Here is a 19,673-nt window from a genome sequence, read left to right as displayed (position 1 = left end):
AGCTGCCGGCAAAAATCTGATTCTAGCAACAAGCGGCCGGATAGGTCGCAGGGGTCACTTCACAGCCTGCCACCTTCGGGTAACATGCACGCCCTGACGTTGACGGGTCCTGCATGAAGCCTCTCGAACATTCGCGCTATCTCGAACTGCGCGACGCCGCCCAGGTAGTGGAAGCCGATCACTATGGCGACAAGGTCCTGCGCCTCACCGATGGCAGCTATCTCAAGCTCTTTCGCCGCAAGCGGCTGCTGACCTCGGCGGCGCTGTTTCCCTATGCCCAGCGCTTTGCCGACAACGCCCGCCAACTGGCCGAGCGCGGCATTCCCTGTCCGCAGGTGCTGGAGGTCTATCGCGCCGCCTCGCTGCAGCGCGATCTGGTGCACTACAGCCCGCTGCCGGGTGCCACCCTGCGCCAGCTGCGCACCTCGGACGAGGCCGCGGCGCTGCGCCCCGCCCTGGGTCGCTTCATAGCCGAATTGCACGACAGTGGCGTCTACTTCCGCTCGCTGCACCTGGGCAACGTGGTGCTGACGCCAGAAGGCGAACTGGGCCTGATCGACATCGCCGATCTGCGCTGTCATGCGCGGCGTCTGCCGCTGCGCCTGCGGGTGCGCAACTTCCATCACCTGCTGCGCTACGGCGAAGACCGCGACTGGCTGTTCGAACCCGGTCGCGAACCCTTCCTCAGGGCCTATGCCGAAGCCTGCCGCCAGCCCCTGGACTGGCGCGAACTCGACCGGCAGCTGCAGGACTAGATCAGGACTGGACCGGCACCGCCTGTCCTAGCGCCAGCTTGCGCCGGCGCTGCACCTCGGCGCCGACGATCATCGCCGCGGGCAACAGCACCAGCGGCCACAACTCGTCCGGATTGCCGATCAGCTTGGCGCCGTCGAAATTGAGCATCAGCAGGGCCACGGCCAGATAGAGTCCCCAGGGATCGCGCTGGCGCAGAGCCGCGCCCAGGCTGGCCAGCATCAGCACGCCGAAGATCAGCAGCGATACCAGGCCGGTGTAGATGCCGAAGGAGACGAAGATGTTGTGCGGGTGCTGGATGGCCTCGGTGCCATGCAGCAGGTCGTGACTCTGGTAACCCAGGCCGCAGCCCAGCCACCAGCCGCAGGACTCCCAGTCCTTGATCATGAAGTGGAACAGCTCGATGCGTCCGGAATCCGCCCGGCCCCAGAAGGCGACGAACCAGGCTTCGGTATGCACCACCTGGACCACTCCGGCGATCAGGGCACTGACCAGGACGACCAGCGCCAGGGTGCGCAGCGGAAAGCGCGGAAAGGCGAAGAGCACGCCGAGGGCGGCCAGGAAGCCGATGCCCACCAGGCCGGTACGGGTCTGCAGGGCGAAGGAGATGCCGACGATGCTGACCACCACCGCCGCCAGCAACTCGATCCAGCGCCGCTCGCGGATCCAGCTGGGCGCGGCCAGGCCGCCCAGGCAGACCATCCAGATGCTCACATAGATGGGATTGGAGATGCGTCCCGGCAGGTGGATGACCCGCTGACCGACGGCATAGTGGCCGGTCAGCCAGAACACCAGGCTGGAGCCCACGGCATAGGCGCAGACCACCCAGAAGGCCAGGCGTACGAGGCCGGGGCGACGAAAGAAGTCGCCATCCACCAGGCAGGCCACGGTCAGCACGAACAGCAGCACATAGAGGATGTGCTTGAAGAACTGCCCCTCTTCGGCCCGTGCCCCCGGCACGATGAACCAGGCGAGAAACACCAGCCAGAGCAGCAGCAGCGGCGAGCGCCAGTCGATCAGCCGCGGCCGCAGCACGAAGAGGATCAGCGCCGGCAGGGCGATCGCCGCATAGAAGTAGCTGTTGATCCACTTGGCCGTGGGGATGCACAGGTAGGCGGCCATGAACACCAGCACCGCCAGGGTGAAATAACGACTCTGCTGCAGGCGATCGAGCAAGGGTGTCACCACAACAGGGCTCCCAGGAGTGCGCCGACCAGGAAGGCCAGTGCCAGTTTGATGCGTTCCATCCGCCGGCGCTTCTGCTTGTCGTTGCGGTCCTTGTCGCTGACCACGTGCTGGCCGAAGCCGGTATGCAGCACGGCATCGTTTTCCAGGATCAGCGCGTGGCGCTGGGCGTCGGCATAGCGCCGGGACAGTTCCTTCTCGCCGCTCAGGTCGCCATAGGGGGCGTGCAGCAGGTAGTCGGCGCGCCGGCGCAGACCGGGATTGAAGGAAAAGCCCTGCCATTCGGGCTTGTGCGAGCCGACTTCGTAAAAGGCGATACCGGCATGCACCTGCCGCGACTTGAGATAGACGTAGGGGCTGTGGATCGCCAGGTCATGGGCATGGCTGCGCAGCCAGACCTGCAGCGCCTGGGGATCGGCCTCCAGCAGCGCCTGGGAGTCCTCGATGAAGCCCGGGCGATAGAAGGCCCAGTCGTCTTCGCAGTGGAAGATCCAGCTGGTCTCGACCCGGGCATAGGCGGCGTCGACACTGCGCATCTGGCCAAGCTTGGGATTGTTGACGATGAACTCGGTGTGTTCGCGCCAATGGGCGGGGATGCAGTCGCGTACCGCCTCGTCACCGGAATCTTCGGTGATGAAGACGCGGCGGATGGGCGCGGTGTTGAATTCGTCGAAGGTCGCCAGCGTCTGCCGCAGCAGGTCGAAGCGCCCGCAACTGGTGACGACCACGGAGATGTCGCTGTCGGCGGAAAACTGCACGTTCTACCCTTTCTGCCAGTTGAGTCGAAAGCCGGACCTCGGGCAGCGCATCAGCGTCCCAGCCTGCCGAGCAGGCGGTGCAGGAACCCCGGAGCGACTGCCGGTCGCAGCGCTGGGGTTATAGCCGAAACGATGCGCTCACCCAAGTGGCCGAAAGCGAAAGAGTGACGCGCCAGGGCCTCTCCAGCCCTGGCGATGGCCGCGGCGTGCGCCGGATCGCCGCGCAGCCGGGCGAGTTTCTCGCGCAACTCGTCCAGCGAGCGATAGAGCACCACGTTGACGCCATCCGCAAAACCCAGGGCGCGGTTCTCCTCTTCACCCTGATCGAAGGTGAAGAGCACGCAGCCGCAGGCCATGGCCTCGAAGTTCTTGATCATGTATTCGCCCATGCCGACATCGGCGCCAACGAAGTAGCGGATGCGGTTGAGGGTCTGCAGGTATTCGTCGCCCGAGCGGGTCTTGGTGATCAGCAGCGGCTCGACCTTGGCCAGGTCTTCCAGCAATTGCTTGCGCCCGCTGTAGGCCACGCTGCCGAGGCTGCCGACGAAGCCCAGTTCGATGTCGCGCTCGAGCCCCAGGTCGCGCAGCCGGCTGTCGTCGTAGCCCTTGGGCACGAAGTGGGCGTCCACCCCCTCCTCCTGCAGCCGCCGCGCCACGCCGGCGCCGGAGACCAGCACCCGGACGTGGGGCATGGCCCGGTAGTAGCGGCTGAATTTGCCGGTGTACTTGCAGGGGATGAAATTCTGGTAGGCGTCGTGCTCCAGCTCCACCAGATTGGGCAGGCTGCGGATGAAGGCGACCTGCCTGAGCTGCTTCTTGAATCTGAGAAACAGCAGGATGCGATCGTATTGCTCGGGCTGGGGCACCGCGCGGCGGAAATAGCCGCGCAGATCGGCCTGTTCCTCGTCACTCAGCCAGCGCAGGTCGCACTCGCAGTGGGCGGCGATGCTGGCATAGAAGTGGTCCAGCAGGATGCGTTGCTCCTTCTGGACCAGGAACAGGACTTTCACGGAGCCGGGGCCTTGAAGGCGGCGACCATCGGCAGGCGCCAGAAGTCACGGCGCACCGCTTCGTCGGAGAAGCGTTCGGCCAGGCGCTCGCGCATGTGCTGCACGCAGGCGCGTCGCTGGCTCGGCGCCAGGCGGCCGAGGTGCTGCAGGCCCTGGCCGAGGGCTTCGGCGTCGCCGAGGGGAAAGAGGAAGCCGACCCCCTCGACGATCTCCCGCGCGCCACCGCAGGAAGTGGCGATCAGCGGGACGCCGGCGGCCATGGCCTCCAGCAGGACCATGCCGAAGGGCTCGTGGTCGGAACTCAGGGCGAAGACGTCGAAAGCCTTGAAATAGCGCCGGGCGCCGTCCACCTGACCAAGGAACAGCACCCGGTCGGCGATGGCCAGTTCGCGGGCCAGGTCCTTGAGGTCTTCTTCCAGGCGGCCCTTGCCGAGGATCGCCAGCAGGGCATTGGCCGGCAGATTCGGCAGGGCGGCGGCGAAGCCGCGCAGCAGGGTGGCCTGGTCCTTGTCCGGATGCAGGCGACCGACGTTGCCGACGATCCAGGCGTCCTGGGGCAGCTTGAGCCCGGCGCGGGCCTCGTCGGCCGGCAGCAGTTCGCGTTCCACCGCCTCGACGTCCAGACGGTTGTAGAGGGTCTCGATGCGCTCGGCCGGCCAGTCCTTGAGGCGCTGGCGCAACTCGTCGCGTACCGCGTCGGAGACGCCCAGCAGGGTCAGGCGCTTGCTCATCAGCTTGGCGAACAGCCGCCGGCCGAGCCGGTCGTAGTCGCCAAAGGCATGGTGGACGCCGATCACCGGCAGATTGGTGGCCAGGCAGGCGATCCAGATCGGCTTGAATCTATGGGCGATGACGAAGCGGATACCGCGCGAGCGGACGATCTCGCGCAGCGCCTGGATGGCGCCGAGCTTGAGGCCCCGCACGTCCTTGGAGGAATACTCGAGGAACAGCACCTCGTCGCTACCGCAGCCGGCGGCCACCTCGGCATCGGCCGTGCCGGTGAGAAAGACCGTGGTGACGCGATAGCCGCTGCCCGCGAAGAGGCTGGCGGTCTGGCGAGCGCAGTCGAGGAAGGGACCGTCGTAGCCATGACAGAACTGCAGCACCCGCGGTTCGGCGGAACGCGTCATAGGCCGGCCCCCCTCCTTGATCACCAGGACGTCTTCCATGATCAGGTACTGCAGGTCCGAGCCGAAGAACATGTTCAGGGCATCGGTGGGCGAGCAGACCATGGGTTCGCCGCGGCGGTTGAGTGAGGTATTGAGGGAGACGCCGTTGCCGGTGAGCTTTTCCAGCTCGACCATGAGGTCGTACCAGCGCGGATTATGCCGGCGCTCCAGCACCTGGGCGCGGGAGGTACCGTCTTCGTGGACCACCTCGGGCACCCGGTTCTTCCACTCGTCATTGACCTCGAAGGTAAAGGTCATGAAGGGCGAGGGATGGTCGACTTTGAGCATCTGCGGCGCCACGGTATCGAGCATGGACGGGCAGAAGGGCCGCCAGCGCTCGCGGAACTTGATCTGGGCGTTGATGCGATCGGCCACGCCCGGCACGCTGGGGCAGCCGATGATGGAGCGACCGCCCAGGGCGCGCGGACCGAACTCCAGCCGGCCCTGGAACCAGGCCACCGGATTGCCGGCCACCATGATCTCGGCGATGCGCTGGGGCATGTTGTCGATCCGCTCCCACTTGGGTGCGTTGGGATGGCGGGCGCAGGCGGCGATGACGTCCTCGTTGCTGTAGCCGGGGCCGAGATAGACGTGCTCCATCTTCTCCACCGGCACGCCACGGGCGTGGGAGACGTAGGCGGCAGCGCCGACGGCGGTGCCGGCGTCGCCCGAGGCGGGCTGGACGAACAGCTCCTTGACCTCGGGACGGGCGATGATCTTCTGGTTGAGCTTGACGTTGAGCGCGCAGCCGCCGGCAAAGGCGATCTTCCCGGTCTGGCGGATGATGTCGCCCAGGTAGTAGTCCATCATCTCCAGCGCCAGGCGTTCGAACAGTGCCTGCATGCTGGCGGCATAGTGGATGTAGGGATCGTCGGCGATGTCGCCTTCACGCTTGGGCCCCAGCCACTCGATCAGCTTGGGCGAGAAGTAGTAGCCCTTGCCCTTTTCCTTGTAGCGGCGGAAGCCGATGACGTTGGCGTAGTCGGTGTTGATGATCAGCTCGCCGTTCTCGAATTTCGCCAGGCGCGAGAAATCGTACTTGCTGGCATCGCCATAGGGCGCCATGCCCATGACCTTGAATTCGCCGTCGAGCATCTCGAAGCCGAGGAATTCGGTGAGGGCGCCATAGAGGCCACCCAGGGAGTCCGGGTCGTAGAACTCCTTGATCTTGTGGATCTTGCCGTTCTCGCCGTAGCCGAAGAAGGTGGTGGCGTACTCGCCCTTGCCGTCGATGCCGAGGATCGCGGTCTTTTCGCTGAAACCCGAGCAGTGGTAGGCACTGGAGGCATGGGCCAGGTGGTGCTCGACGGCTTCCAGCTTGACCTTCTTCAGGTCGAAGCCGAGCTGCACCAGGCACCACTCGATGCGCTTCTGGTAGCGGTGGTAGCGACGATTGCCGAACAGGATGGCGTCCAGGGCGCGATCCGGGGCGTAGGCATAGCGCTTGGCGTAGTGCCAGCGGGCTTCGCCGAAGAGACTGATGGGCGCATAGGGAATGGCCACCACGTCGACATCGGCGGGGCTGATCCCGGCCTGTTCCAGGCAGAACTTGGCCGACTCGTAGGGCATGCGATTCTTGGCATGCTTGTCGCGCACGAAGCGTTCTTCTTCCACCGCGGCGATCAGCTTGCCGTCGATATAGAGCGCGGCGGAGGGATCGTGGCTGAGGGCGCCGGACAGGCCAAGGACGGTCAGGGACACAGGTAAAGCCTCTGTACAGGGCGAAGCCAGAGGAGTTCGCCGGGGTTTCGCGAGGCCGCTGCAGGCCCGCCTCGCCTCAAAAACGGCGAATTATAGCCGTTCAGGCAGGCCACGGGTAATGGCCGCACGCCGGAGCGGGGCCTAGCGCACGGCGATTCAGCCCCGGTACAGATGGCGGGTCGGCGCTCAGGCTGGCGGCAGGCGCTCGTCGAGCAGGCGATGCAGGGCGCTGTCGGCCGGCCAGTTGCGCAGCAGCCGGGCGCGGTCGCGGGCATAGGCGGCGGCGTAGGCACGGTCGCTGCCATGGGCCTGGAGGGCGTCGAGGTCGATCACCAGCCAGCGACCTTCATGCCAGATCAGGTTGGTGCCCTTGAAATCGCCATGGCCGAGGCGCTCGCGACGCAGGGCGTCGACCAGCGCCAGCAGGGCCTCCAGCTCGACCGCGGGTGGCGCCGACTGCACATAGGGCGCGAAGCGCTCCAGCAGATTGGGCCCGTCGACGAAGGGCGTCACCAGATAGGCGCGCCCGCGCAGGCCGACAAAGCGGCGCTCGCGCACGGCCAGCGGCTCGGGAGTGGGAATGCCGAGGAATCGCAGCCGATGCCCTTCGCGCCAGCTGTGCCAGGCTCGGCTCGGTCGCCAGAAGCGCGTCAGCCAATGGCCGAAGCCCTTGATGTTGTATCTCTTGAGCACCAGGTCCTGGTCCTGCCACTGCACGCGGGCCACGGTGGCGGCGCCGCCGTCCTTGAAGGTCGGCAGGCCGGCCAGGGCGGCGTCGGGATCGGCCAGCAGGCCTTCCAGGCGACTCAGCCAGGTGCGCCGCACGGCGATCAGGCCAAAGGCGCTGCGGGTGACGGCGAACAGGGTGCATTCCCGGCCGCTCTTCTTCAGGTAGTCGGCCAGGCGCCAGCGGCGGATCTCGGCGATACGCGCCAGCAGAGCTTCCAGGCGCAGGGCGTGTTCGGCATTGACCAGCAGGTAGTGGATCAGCAGCTCTTCCAGCTGAGCATCCAGGGCGGCCGGCAACTGGGCGAAGAACACCGCCAGATTCTCCTGCACCCGCGCCTGGGACAGTGGCTGGCCAACGGTCTCGGCCTGGATGTCCGCCGCGTCTATGACCAGGGCGGCGCCGTCCTTGACCAGCAGATTGTCCAGGTGCAGATCGGCTTGCCAGAGCCCCTGGGCATGCAGCCGCGCCAGGGTGGCGAGGGCCGCGCCGAGCAACGCGTCCTGTGCCGGCGACAGGGGCGGCTCGGTGACGAGCGGCTGCCAGAGCTGCTCGACGCTGGGCGCCGCCGCGATGAAGTCGAACAGCAGCCAGGCGCCCTGCCCGCTCGCCTCGCCACTCTCCAGCAGCGTGGGGGTCGGCGCCGCGGCGACCGCCAGCAGGCGGCAACCCTCGCGCTCGCGGGCGAATTGCCGACTCGCGCGCTCGCCGACCAGCAGCTTGGCCAGCACCTGCCGGCCCTGCCAGCGGGCCTCGCCGACATAGCGCTGACCGGGCAGCACCCTGAGCAGCGACAGCAGTTCCAACTCGCCACTGGGCAGTTCGATGCGCAACGGCAGGGTCGGCGCACGACCGGCCTTGGTCAGTTGCTCCAGGGTCATGCCTTGCGCTCCTTGTGGCGGCGACGCCCGGCCAGACGCCGACTCCAGCCGCGCACGGCGACGCTGTCCAGCGGCTGATCCAGATAACTCGCCAGCAGGCGGGCGATGTCCTGCTCGCGCCATTGCGGCGCGCGGCGCAGCAGGGGTTCGAGATCGCGCAGGCGATCGCGCCGGCCGAACAGCAGCGGCCGGGTCTTTTCCAGATCGATCAGCCGCGCGGCCAGGCCTTCGCCCTGACGCTGCAGGAACAGATGCTTGGGATAGAAGCAGCCGTGCACCTGGCCGGCGCCGTGCAGCTGGCGAGCCAGTTCGCCGACGGCGACCAGCACCGCCTGGCGCTCCTCGGGGGCCAGGTGCGCCCAGACACGCAGCCAGCTGTCGAGATCGCGCCAGTCATCCAGCGCCCGGGTCAGCAGGATGGCACGCCAACCCTGGTCATCGCGGCGCTCGCCGTAATAGGCCAGCTCCAGCGCCGGGATGCCGCGCTCGGCGTAGCGGCGGATGTTGCGATTCTCGCGGGCGAAGGTCGGCTCGCCCAGCGGGCGGGCCAGGGTGCGGGTCAGGTAGTCGCGCTGGCGCTTGAGGTAGTAGCCATGGCCGCCAACGTCCAGGCGAAACACCTGGCTGAAACCGCCGCGTCCCTGGTTGGGTTCGTCCACCGCGGTCAGCTCCAGCGCCCACAGCGCCGCGAAGCTGTCCAGGCCCTGGCCGGCCAGCACGGCCCGATCCTCGGCCGCCCACACCTCGTTCATTCCCGCCCCTTGAAATAGTCCAGTACCTCGCGGATGCGCCCCTTGTCGTTGTCGCTGAGGCGCGCGCGACCGCGGTATTGCAGATAGAACCTGAGGCGCTGGGTGCGCGACAGCTGGTACTTGGCCACCTTGTCCAGACAGGCGAGGTCCTTGACGATGCGCCAGCGCAGCCAGTGGCCGACCCAGAAGGCGCCGGCCGGGCAGTCGATGAGATAGAGCACGCCCTGACCATCCACCAGCAGGTTGCGCCACTTGAGATCGTTATGGACGAAATGGTGGTCGTGCAGGGTACGGGTCGCCGCGGCCAGCTGACGGCTGACGTTGTCCACCCACACCCGGTCGCGCAGCCGCGGATCCTCGCGCCTGGCCAGCTCGGCGAGGTCCAGGGTGTCGGGAATCTCGCGGGTGATCATGGCGCCGCGGGCGAAGCCCCGGGGCGAGCGCTCCATCCCCCAGGCCACCACCGGCGCGGTGGCGATGCCCCACTTGGCGAAACGCTTGAGATTCTGCCATTCGGCCTTGACCCGCGGCCGCCCGACATAGCGCCGCAGCCCCTTGCCGGCGCCGTGGTAGCGCTTGACGTAGTAGCGGATGCCGTCGCGCTCGATGCGCACCACTTCCGACAGCGGATCGCTGGTCAGGCGTTCGCCGTCGAGGGCGAACACCGCTTCCAGGGTGGCGAATTCGGGCAGGTGGGCAACGCTGGAATCGATGCGCCAGTCAGCCATCAGAGCCGGTCCCCGTAGCGTTCCTTGCGCTCCAGCAAGGCGGCGGCCTTGCGTTCCAGACGCGCCAGCAGCGGCGCCTCGTCGCGCAGGATCTCGCGCAGCGGCCGCTGGAAGTAGCCCCGCAGGAAGCGCAGGAAGTCGCGCTGCGTCAGGCCGATGCCCAGGGCGGAGAAATACAGCCCGGCCAGGTCCTTGTCGCGCCAGCGCCGGGGCACCTGGGTGCGGCACTGGGCGCGGTGCAGGTCGATCAGCCAGAGTCGCAGATTGGCCACGGTGACCGGCTGGGCGGTGTCGAGCAGGAAATGGCAGATGTAGCAATCGCGATGGTTGACGCCCGCCCGGTGCATGGCCCCGGTCATGCGCGCTACCTCGGCGATCAGCGCCCGCTTGAGCAGGGGCTCGGGCGGCTGGCGGAGCCAGTCGAGGCTGAAGTCTTCGAGGCTGACGGTGGGCGCCAGCTCCTCGGTGATGATGAAGGAGTGCTGGGTCGCCGGATTGGCGCCGCGCTCGCCGAAGGCCACCGCGGTCATGGTCGGCACACCGACCTGGTGCAGCCGCTCGATGGCCTGCCATTCCTGGCGCGCACCCAGCACCGGCTGCTTGGCCTGCAGCAGATTCTTGGCGATCTCGCCCCAGCCGATGCCGCGGTGGATCTTGACGAAGTAGCCACGACCGGCCACCTCGGTGCGCAGGGTGCGGCGTCCGTCCAGCTCGCGATAGACCTGGCCCTGCAGGGCCTCCACGGCGACGAAGGGATCCTGGCCGGCCCAGCGGCTGGCGAAGGGCTCACGCAATTGCAGGGTCATGCCACCCCCAGGATGACATCGGCGGCGCGTTCGGGCAGCGAATAGAGATCGGCGCTGGCGGCGAAGGCCAGGCCATTGCGGCCCTGCACCGCGCGGCGCTCGGGATCGGCCAGCAGCTCGGCGAGCATCCGGTCCAGGGTCTCCTGGACGAAGGGCGACGGCACCACCGCGCCGGCGCGGGCCTCGTAGATGTAGTGGGCATAGCCGCAGACATCGGTGACCAGCACCGGCAGCCCGGCGACCAGCGCCTCCAGCAGCACGGTGCCGGTATTTTCGTTGTAGGCCGGATGGATCAGCAGATCGGCGCCGAGCAGGAAGCGCGGGATGTCGCTGCGCCCCTTGAGGATCTCGACCCGCTCGCTCACGCCCAGCGCCTTGGCCTGCAGCAGGAAGGGCTTGGGATCGTCCTGGCCGATGGCGAACAGCCGGGTGCGCTTGCGCAACTCCTTGGGCAAAGAGGCCAGGGCGCGCAGGCTGCGATCCAGGCCCTTGGTCTTGAAGCCGGAACCGATCTGCACCAGCAGCAGCTCGCCCTCCTCCAGCCCGAATTCGCGCCGGAAGTCGGCGCGGATCTCGGCGGCGTTGGCCGGCGCGCGACGATCGGCGGCGATGCCCGGCGGCAGGAGGTGGAAGCGCGGCGTCGGCGTGCCGTAGTGCTTGACGAACAGCGGCTGCTGCACCTCGGAGATCATCAGGATCTCGGTCGACGACTCGGGCGCGAACACCGCGCGCTCGTATTCGGCGAAATGGCGATAGCGACCCCACTGGCGATACAGCGGATTGCGCAGGGTCTGGGCCTTGTCCTCGAAGCAGGGATCGGCGGCGTAATAGACGTCCAGCCCCGGCATCTTGTTGAAGCCGATCACCCGGTCCACCGGATCGCGGGCGAGGTCGGCCTGCAGCCAGGCGTGGAATTTCTCGTTGCGTCGGTGATTGAACAGGGCGCTGACCCTGGCCACCCGCACGTCGAAGCCCTCCGGCACCGGGCCTTCCCAGATCAGGGTGTAGACGCGGATGGCATGGCCCCGGCGCTGGCACTCCTGGGCGATGCGCAGGAAGTCCCGCTGCAGGCCGCCAAAGGGAAAGTACTTGTAGAGCACGAAAGCCAGGGTCATGCGGGGAGGTCTTCCAACAGCAGGGTTTCCAGTTCCAGTTCAACCCGCTCCGGGGTCAGGGCGGCGAGACTGGCCGCGGGCTGATCGCGCGGCTCGTCGGTGCCGTCCAGCCCCACGGCGCTCAGGTGCACCTGGGAGCGGCCATAGGCGCCGACCTTCTTCGGACTGGTCGGGCCATAGAGCGACACGGTGGGCACGTCCAGGGCCGCGGCCAGATGGCCGAGGCCGGTATCCACCGCCACGCAGGCACGGGCGCCGGCCAGCACCTTGGCCACCCCGGCGAGATTCAGTCGCGGCAGCACCTGGACGCCATCCAGGCCGTCGGCGATGCGTTCGGCTCGGGCATGTTCCGCCTCGTTGCCCCACAACAGTCGCACCGGCCAGTCCAGTTGGCTCATGCGCTCGGCCAATTCGCGCCAGTGGGCCTCGGGCCAGTGCTTGCTGACCCAGGTGGTGCCGTGCAGGAACACCACATAGGGCGTCTCGTTGGGGCCGGCCAGGCGTTGCCGATCCAGGCCGTAGTCACCCACGCCCGCCGGCAGCGGATAGTCCAGGGCCTGGGCGAACAGCTGGCGGATCCGCTCCAGGGCGTGCTGCCCCTTGGCGACATGATAGCGCTCGTCATAGAAGCGGCTGGCCAGGGGCTCGCGGGCGGAGTTGCGGTCGAGACCGGCCACCGGCGCCTCGGCGTAGCGGGTCAGCCAGGCGCTCTTGAGCAGGCCCTGGGCATCGATCACCCGGTCATAGCGCTGCTCGCGCACGCGCGCCTTGAATTCGCCCCACTCGCCACTGGCCCAGGCGGAAAAGGGCTGCTTGCGCCAGCGGCGCAGGGCCACCGGGATCACCTGGCTCACGGCCGGGTGCCAGGCGGGAATCTCGGCGAAGCCCTCCTCCACCACCCAGTCGAAGCAGATGCCGGGGATGGCCCGCGCCGCATCGGTCAGGGCCGGCAGGGTATGGATGACATCGCCAAGGGAGGAGGTCTTGATCAGCAGCACGCGCATCTAGCCCACCTCGACCGGATCGGCGACCAGGCGGCCAAGCGCCTCCTGCACCAGGCTCGGCTGCAGCAGGCGCAGGCAATCGTAATGGCCGAAGCGGCAGGTACGGTCGAAGCAGGGACTGCACTCCAGCCCCAGGCGCACCACCTCGACCTGGCTGGCCAGCGGCGGCGTGAAGCCCGGCGAGGTGGAGCCATAGACCGCCACCAGCGGGCGATCCAGGGCGGCGGCCACGTGCATCAGACCGGAATCGTTGCTGATGACCGCACTGGCACAGGAAAGCAGGTCGATGGCCTCGGCCAGGGAAGTACGCCCGGCGAGGTTGTAGACATCCTCCTCGAAACCGGGGGTGACCCACTCGCGGATCTCTTCGCCACCGGGGGCGTCCTTCTGCGAGCCGAACAGCCAGACCTGCCAGCCCTGACGCAGCCGGGCATCGGCCACGGCGGCGTAGTGCTCGGCCGGCCAGCGCTTGGCCTCGCCGAATTCGGCGCCCGGGCAGAGCGCCAGCACCGGCCGGTCCAGGCTCAGGCCGAAGCGCTCCAGGGCGGCGTCACGGCTGGCCGGGTCGATGGCCAGCCGTGGCTTGGGATAGGGTTTGGGCAACTCCGCACCGGGCGCGTAAGCCAGCGCCATGAAGCGCTCGATCATCAGCGGATAGCGCGCCTTGTCGAGGGTGCGGATGTCGTTGAGCAGGCCGAATCTCATCTCGCCGCGCCAACCGGTACGCTTGGGGATGCCGGCGAAATAGGGCACCAGCGCCGACTTCAGCGAGTTGGGCAACAGGATCGCCTGGTCATAGCGACCGCGCAGCTGCTGGCCGATGCGCCGGCGGGTGGCCAGCTCGAAGGCGCCGTGGCCGAGGGGAAAGCTCAGGGCTTCGCGCACCTCGGGCATGCGCTCGAGCAGCGGGCGACTCCACTCGGGGGCGAGGACGTCGATCTGGCAGTCGGAATGCTGGCGCTTGAGGCAGACGAAGAGGGTCTGCGCCATCACCATGTCGCCGACCCAACTGGGTCCGATGATCAGAATATTCATGCTGGAAGGCGATCGGCACCTAGCGGGTGGCCGACTCCCACTCCCTCAGGCCCGGCCTGATCGAAAGCTCGCGCACGGACATCGACATCTTGCCTCTCCTTACTGATGACGGCCTAAAAGGTGGCCGGATTGCCGGACGGCGTGTCCAGCCCCAGGCCGTGCCAGATACGGCGCACTTCGTCGCGCTCGGCGAGAAAGCCGTCGGCCGGCACCTTGCCCGGCTGCTTCTGCAGCACCAGGCGGTGCAGCGCGGCGCGGTAGACCTTGTAGGCTTCGCGCAGGGCAATGGCGTCCGTGGCCGGTACCAGACCAGCCGCTTCGAGGGATTCCAGGATGCGGATGTTGTCGGGAAAACGCAGCAATTCGGGATGCTGCCACGACCAGGCCAGAACGGCATATTGGACCATAAATTCGATATCGACGATACCGCCGGCATCCTGCTTGAGGTCGAAGCGCTGCTCCGGCCGGCGCGCGTTCGGCCCCAGTCCGCCGGCGGTCACCGCGGTGCCGAGGTTGTCGAGCATCTTGTCGCGCATGCCGGCCACGTCGGCCTGCAGGGTCGCCAGCTCCCGCTGCCGACCGAGGATGCGCGCCCGCACCGCGTCGAAGCGCGCGCCAAGCCGCGGGCAACCCGCCACCACCCGCGCGCGCACCAGCGCCTGGTGCTCCCAGGTCCAGGCCTCGCTCTGCTGGTAGCGCTCGAAGGCCTCCAGCGAGCTCACCAGCAGCCCCGCCGCGCCGGACGGCCGCAGGCGCATGTCCACCTCGTAGAGGGTGCCCACCGGGGTAGTGGTGGTGAGCAGATGGATGATGCGCTGGCCGAGGCGATTGAAGAACTGGGCGCCATCCATGGGCTTGGCGCCATCGGTCTCGGCCAGGGGATCGGCGTCGTGAATGAACACCAGATCGAGATCCGAACCATGGCCGAGCTCGATGCCGCCGACCTTGCCGTAGCCGACGATGACGAAGTCCGGCTGGCAGGGCGAGCCGTCGCGTCGCTGCGGCGTGCCATGGCGCTGCACCAGCTGGCGCCAGGCCAGGCCGAAGACCTCTTCGAGGATCACCTCGGCGAGCCAGGTGAGATAGTCGCTGACCTTCATCAGCGGCAGGCTCCCGGCGATCTCCGCCGCCGCCACCCGCAGGCTGTGGGCGCGCTTGAAGTGACGCAGCACGTCCATCTGCTGCTCCAGATCCTCTTCGGGCAGGCGCATCAGGCGCTCGCGCAATTCGGCGGCCAGCTCCGGTTTCTGCGGCGGATGATAGAGCCGGCCCTCGTTGAGCAATTCGTCGAGCAGCGCCGGATAGCGGGTGATCTGTTCGGCCACCCAGGCACTGGCGCCGCAGAGCTCCAGCAGCCGCGCCAGGGCCGGCGGATTCTCGCTGAGCAGGACCAGGTAGGCGGAGCGTCGCGCCACGGCTTCCACCAGCGGCAGCACCCGCTCCAGCGCCCGATCGGGCTGCTCGTCGGCGCTGACCGCATCCAGCAGCCGTGGCATGAAGGCATCCAGGCGCTCGCGACCGGCGCGCTGCATGGCCCGCACCTGGCCACTGGCCCGCAGACTGGCCAGCAATTCCAGCGCCTGCTCCGGCGCCTGGAAGCCCGCCGCGCGCAGTCGCGCCAGGGACTCCTCGGGATCGAGCAGGTCTTCCCACAGCGGCAGCCAGCTGTCTTCCAGCTCGGCGCTCTGGGTCTCCTCCTCTGGATCGGCGATGGTCTGCTGGAAGTGCCAGTCGATGCGGCTGCGCCAGCCGTCGAGCGCCGCGCTGAAGTCATCCCAGTCGGCATACCCCATGAGGAAGGCCACCCGCGCCCGACCCTGAGGGTCCACTGGCAGGGTCTGGGTCTGCTGGTCGGCGATGGCCTGCAGCCCGTGCTCCACATAGCGCAGGAAGCAATAGCCCTCGCGGAGCTCCGCTTCGGCCGCGGCCGGCAGATAGTCGCGCTCGCGCAGACTGGTCAGTACCCCGAGCAGCGGGCGCTGCTGCAGTGCCGGATCGCGCCCGCCGTGGATCAGCTGGTAGGCCTGGGCGATGAATTCCACTTCGCGGATGCCGCCCGCGCCCAGCTTGACGTTGTCGGTCATGCCGCGCCGGCGCACCTCCTGGCGGATCAGCTGCTTCATGCTGCGCAGGGCTTCGATGGCGGAGAAATCCAGATAGCGCCGATAGACGAAGGGCCGCAGCAGGGTCAGCAGCTCGGCGCCGCTGGCCTGGTCGCCGCCGACCACCCGTGCCTTGATCATGGCGTAGCGTTCCCAGTCGCGGCCCTGGTCCTGGTAATAGAGCTCCATGGCGGCAAAGCTCAGCACCAGGGCGCCGGCGCTGCCATAGGGCCGCAGGCGCATGTCGACGCGAAAGACGAAGCCCTCCACCGTGGTGGCGTCCAGCGCCTTGATCAGGCGTTGTCCGAGGCGGGTGAAGAATTCCTGGTTGTCCTGCTCGCGCCGCGCGCCGCGCGTCTCCCCGCCCTCGCCATAGGCGAAGATCAGGTCGATATCGGAGGACAGATTCAGCTCTCCCGCACCCAGCTTGCCCATGCCCAGCACCACCAGCTGCTGGGGCTGACCGCTGTGGCGCCCGGTCGGCACGCCGAACTGGCCGCACTGCTGGGCATAGAGCCAGGCGCAGGCCTGGTCGATGCAGGCGTCGGCCAGGTCGCTGAGGTCCCGACAGGTCTCCACCAGATCGGCGCGCCGGGTCAGGTCGCGCCAGACGACGCGCACCTGCTGCAGCATGCGAAAACGCCGCAGCCGGCGCCCCAATTCGGCTTCGTCCGGGCAGTCGGCCAGGGCCTCGCGCAGGCGCTGCGCCATCGCCCCCGGCGCCAGCGACAGCTCCAGATCGCCGCTGTCGACCAGCGCCAGGCAAGGCTCGGGCAGGCGGCAGAACTGCTCGACGACGAAATCGCTGAGGGCGGCCACCCGCCGCCACTCGGCGCGCAGCGGCGCGGGCCAGTTCGCCTGGCGGGCCGCCGCCGCGGGCAGCGGGGACAGGGCGTCGGCCAGACGCCGGTCGGCGAGCTCGGCACAGGCGACAAGAGTCGGAGGCAGTTCGGGACGAAGGAGGGGTATCATGGGCAGTCCTGCGCAGGGACGGTCGAACCCCACCACCCTGCCGCGAACCCCCTACCCGGGACATTCCGACGGACCACCTGGTCCGAGCGGGAACCGTTTTCTCGTCCGCGGTTCGGAGTTCGCGAGCCCTCGAGCAGCGCGTTCGACAAACGTCGAATTGTTTTTTATCGCATTACAGCTCGGAGCTGAAACGGATTTGAATTTGTAGTAAAACTACACGCCGATCGGAACCGTCCGGTCATAAATCCAAGAATTTTCGCTGCCCCCAAGAGGCCGGCGGCGACCCTGAGGCGACCGATTTTGGAAGCCTTTCCGCCCTGGAGCAAGCCATGCAAGATCTCGATCCCGTCGAAACCCAGGAATGGCTGGACGCCCTGGAGTCCGTCCTCGACCACGAAGGCGAGGAGCGCGTTCATTATCTGATGACCCGCATGGGCGAACTGGCTACCCGCAGTGGTACCCAGCTGCCCTACTCCATCAATACCCCCTATCGCAACACCATTCCAGTGACCCGGGAAGCCCACATGCCGGGCGACCTGTTCATGGAGCGACGCATCCGCTCGCTGGTTCGCTGGAACGCCCTGGCGATGGTCATGCGCGCCAACCTCAAGGATCCGGATCTGGGTGGTCACATCTCCACCTTCGCCTCCAGCGCCACCCTCTATGACATCGGCTTCAACTATTTCTGGAAGGCGCCCAACGAAGAGCACGGCGGCGACCTGATCTACTACCAGGGCCACGCGTCCCCCGGCGTCTACGCCCGTGCCTTCCTGGAAGGCCGCCTCTCCGAAGACCAGATGAACAACTTCCGCCAGGAAGTGGACGGCAAGGGCCTGTCGAGCTACCCGCACCCGCACCTGATGCCCGACTTCTGGCAGTTCCCGACCGTGTCCATGGGTCTGGGTCCGATCACCGCCATCTACCAGGCCCGCTTCATGAAGTACCTGGAGAACCGCGGCTACATCCCCGCCGGCAAGCAGAAGGTCTGGTGCTTCATCGGCGACGGCGAGTGCGACGAGCCGGAAACCCTGGGCGCCATCTCCCTGGCCGGCCGCGAGAACCTCGACAACCTGATCTTCGTCATCAACTGCAACCTGCAGCGCCTCGACGGCCCGGTCCGTGGCAACGGCAAGATCGTCCAGGAACTGGAAGGCATCTTCCGTGGCGCCGACTGGAACGTCACCAAGGTCCTCTGGGGCCGCATGTGGGATCCGCTGTTCGCCCGCGACACCGAAGGCCGCATGCAGCAGCGCATGGACGCCGTGGTCGATGGTGAATACCAGAACTACAAGGCCAAGGACGGTGCCTATGTGCGCAAGCACTTCTTCGGCGCCAACCCCGAGCTGCTCAAGATGGTCGAGGACCTGTCCGACGACGAGATCTGGAAGCTCAACCGTGGCGGTCACGACCCCTACAAGGTCTATGCGGCCTACCACCAGGCGGTCAACCACAAGGGCCAGCCCACCGTCATCCTGGCCAAGACCATCAAGGGCTACGGCACCGGTGCGGGCGAAGCCAAGAACACCGCGCACAACACCAAGAAGGTGGATGTGGAGTCGCTGAAGAAATTCCGCGATCGCTTCGACATCCCGCTGAACGATTCCCAGCTCAGCGAACTGCCCTTCTATCGTCCGGCCGACGACAGTGCCGAGATGAAGTACCTGATGAGCCGTCGCGAGTCCCTGGGCGGTCACCTGCCCCAGCGTCGCGCGCGCAGCCTGAGCATCCCCACCCCGCCCCTGGAAACCCTGAAGGCGGTGCTGGACGGCTCCGGCGATCGCGAGATCTCCACCACCATGGCCTTCGGCCGCATCCTGTCGCAACTGGTCAAGGACAAGGACCTGGGCAAGCGCATCGTGCCCATCCTCGCCGACGAGGCCCGTACCTTCGGCATGGAAGGCATGTTCCGCCAGCTGGGCATCTACTCGCCCCACGGTCAGCTCTATGAGCCGGTCGATCGCGACCAGGTGATGTACTACCGCGAAGAGAAGGACGGCCAGATCCTCCAGGAAGGCCTCAACGAGGCCGGCGCCATGTCCTCCTTCATCGCCGCCGGTACCGCCTACAGCAACTACAACCAGCCCATGCTGCCGGTCTACATCTTCTATTCGATGTTCGGCTTCCAGCGTATCGGCGACCTGGCCTGGGCGGCGGGCGATGCCCAGACCCGCGGCTTCCTGCTGGGCGGCACCTCCGGCCGTACCACCCTGAACGGTGAAGGTCTGCAGCACGAGGACGGTCACAGCCACATCCTGGCTGGCACCATCCCCAACTGCCGCAGCTACGATCCCACCTATGCCTACGAGCTGGCGGTGATCATGCGCGAAGGCATCCATCAGATGATGGAACTGCAGCAGAGCGTCTTCTACTACATCACCGTGATGAACGAGAACTACCAGCAGCCTGCCATGCCCCAGGGTGTCGAGGAAGGCATCATCAAGGGCATGTACCTGCTGGAAGAAGAAAAAGGCGACTTCAAGCACCGCGTCCAGCTGCTGGGCTCGGGCACCATCCTCAACGAGGTCCGCGCGGCTGCGAGCCTCCTGCGCGAGATGGGTGTCGGCGCCGACATCTGGAGCGTCACCAGCTTCAACGAACTGCGCCGCGAAGGCCTGGCCGTCGACCGCTGGAACCGCCTGCACCCGCTGGAAGAGCGCCGCCTGACCTACGTCGAGCAGTGCCTGGGCGAGCGCCAGGGTCCGGTCATCGCCTCCACCGACTACATGAAGCTGTTCGCCGACCAGATCCGCCAGTGGGTCCCCACCGAATTCCAGGTGCTGGGTACCGACGGCTTCGGTCGCAGCGACAGCCGCAAGAAGCTGCGTGATCATTTCGAGGTCGACCGTCGCTGGGTCGCCGTCGCCGCTCTGCAGGCGCTGGCCAACCAAGGCAAGCTGGAACGCAAGGTCGTGGCCGACGCCATCACCAAGTTCGGCATCGACACCGAGAAGCGCAATCCCCTGGATTGCTGATGC

At 67.2% G+C, this 19,673-nt stretch carries 14 protein-coding genes and 1 pseudogene; 2 read left to right on the top strand and 13 right to left on the bottom strand.

What is annotated here, in order from left to right:
• Window positions 1-113 precede the first annotated feature (113 nt).
• Window positions 114-755 (top strand): lipopolysaccharide kinase InaA family protein, encoded by a 642-nt coding sequence (locus QE444_RS07360; protein WP_309737661.1) that lies wholly within the window; start codon window positions 114-116, stop codon window positions 753-755.
• A gap of 1 nt (window position 756) precedes the next feature.
• Here QE444_RS07360 and QE444_RS07355 read toward each other — a convergent pair whose 3' ends face one another.
• The 13 genes and pseudogenes from QE444_RS07355 to glnE all read right to left on the bottom strand — a co-directional run bounded on the left by QE444_RS07355 (window position 757) and on the right by glnE (window position 16,698).
• Window positions 757-1,929, bottom strand: coding sequence for an O-antigen ligase (locus QE444_RS07355; RefSeq protein WP_187978470.1), 1,173 nt, complete (start codon window positions 1,927-1,929; stop codon window positions 757-759).
• 5 nt (window positions 1,930-1,934) lie between these two features.
• On the bottom strand, window positions 1,935-2,696 hold the full coding sequence (locus QE444_RS07350) for a glycosyltransferase family 2 protein (protein WP_017640113.1): 762 nt from the start codon (window positions 2,694-2,696) through the stop codon (window positions 1,935-1,937).
• Between the two features lie 50 nt (window positions 2,697-2,746).
• Entirely contained in the window at window positions 2,747-3,706 is a 960-nt protein-coding gene (locus tag QE444_RS07345; protein WP_309737659.1) for a glycosyltransferase, read from the bottom strand.
• Window positions 3,703-4,836, bottom strand: a complete 1,134-nt coding sequence (locus tag QE444_RS07340) for a glycosyltransferase (RefSeq protein WP_133862982.1) — start codon at window positions 4,834-4,836, stop codon at window positions 3,703-3,705. The genes QE444_RS07345 and QE444_RS07340 overlap by 4 nt, the downstream gene beginning before the upstream one ends.
• 9 nt (window positions 4,837-4,845) lie before the next feature.
• Window positions 4,846-6,576 (bottom strand): annotated as a pseudogene (locus QE444_RS07335) (carbamoyltransferase); the annotation flags it as partial.
• A gap of 186 nt (window positions 6,577-6,762) precedes the next feature.
• Window positions 6,763-8,184 (bottom strand): lipopolysaccharide kinase InaA family protein, encoded by a 1,422-nt coding sequence (locus QE444_RS07330; protein WP_309737658.1) that lies wholly within the window; start codon window positions 8,182-8,184, stop codon window positions 6,763-6,765.
• Window positions 8,181-8,936 carry a lipopolysaccharide kinase InaA family protein gene (locus QE444_RS07325; protein ID WP_285386772.1) on the bottom strand — a complete coding sequence of 252 codons (756 nt, stop codon included), beginning with the start codon at window positions 8,934-8,936 and terminating at the stop codon, window positions 8,181-8,183. The genes QE444_RS07330 and QE444_RS07325 overlap by 4 nt, the downstream gene beginning before the upstream one ends.
• The gene (locus tag QE444_RS07320; protein ID WP_309737657.1) at window positions 8,933-9,664 is read right to left on the bottom strand and encodes a lipopolysaccharide kinase InaA family protein; all 732 of its coding nucleotides are present in this window, start codon (window positions 9,662-9,664) and stop codon (window positions 8,933-8,935) included. Before QE444_RS07320 ends, QE444_RS07325 begins: the two co-directional genes overlap by 4 nt.
• Window positions 9,664-10,470, bottom strand: coding sequence for a lipopolysaccharide core heptose(I) kinase RfaP (gene rfaP, locus QE444_RS07315; protein WP_309737656.1), 807 nt, complete (start codon window positions 10,468-10,470; stop codon window positions 9,664-9,666). The genes QE444_RS07320 and rfaP overlap by 1 nt, the downstream gene beginning before the upstream one ends.
• Window positions 10,467-11,585 (bottom strand): glycosyltransferase family 4 protein, encoded by a 1,119-nt coding sequence (locus QE444_RS07310; protein ID WP_309737655.1) that lies wholly within the window; start codon window positions 11,583-11,585, stop codon window positions 10,467-10,469. The genes rfaP and QE444_RS07310 overlap by 4 nt, the downstream gene beginning before the upstream one ends.
• Complete coding sequence (gene waaC, locus QE444_RS07305) at window positions 11,582-12,589, bottom strand: lipopolysaccharide heptosyltransferase I (RefSeq protein WP_309737654.1); 1,008 nt, start codon at window positions 12,587-12,589, stop codon at window positions 11,582-11,584. Before waaC ends, QE444_RS07310 begins: the two co-directional genes overlap by 4 nt.
• On the bottom strand, window positions 12,590-13,624 hold the full coding sequence (waaF, locus tag QE444_RS07300; protein ID WP_273863078.1) for a lipopolysaccharide heptosyltransferase II: 1,035 nt from the start codon (window positions 13,622-13,624) through the stop codon (window positions 12,590-12,592). It abuts the gene before it with no gap.
• A gap of 113 nt (window positions 13,625-13,737) precedes the next feature.
• Entirely contained in the window at window positions 13,738-16,698 is a 2,961-nt protein-coding gene (gene glnE, locus QE444_RS07295; protein WP_309737653.1) for a bifunctional [glutamate--ammonia ligase]-adenylyl-L-tyrosine phosphorylase/[glutamate--ammonia-ligase] adenylyltransferase, read from the bottom strand.
• 329 nt (window positions 16,699-17,027) lie between these two features.
• Here glnE and aceE point away from each other — a divergent pair, with 329 nt between their 5' ends.
• Window positions 17,028-19,670, top strand: a complete 2,643-nt coding sequence (gene aceE, locus QE444_RS07290) for a pyruvate dehydrogenase (acetyl-transferring), homodimeric type (RefSeq protein ID WP_273809804.1) — start codon at window positions 17,028-17,030, stop codon at window positions 19,668-19,670.
• Window positions 19,671-19,673 lie beyond the last annotated feature (3 nt).

The organism is Pseudomonas sp. SORGH_AS_0199 (assembly GCF_031453735.1).
GTDB classification, from domain to species: Bacteria; Pseudomonadota; Gammaproteobacteria; order Pseudomonadales; family Pseudomonadaceae; genus Chryseomonas; species Chryseomonas aestiva.
The sequence above is the reverse complement of the archived record's forward strand: the minus strand, read 5'-3'. Positions and strand labels throughout refer to the sequence as shown.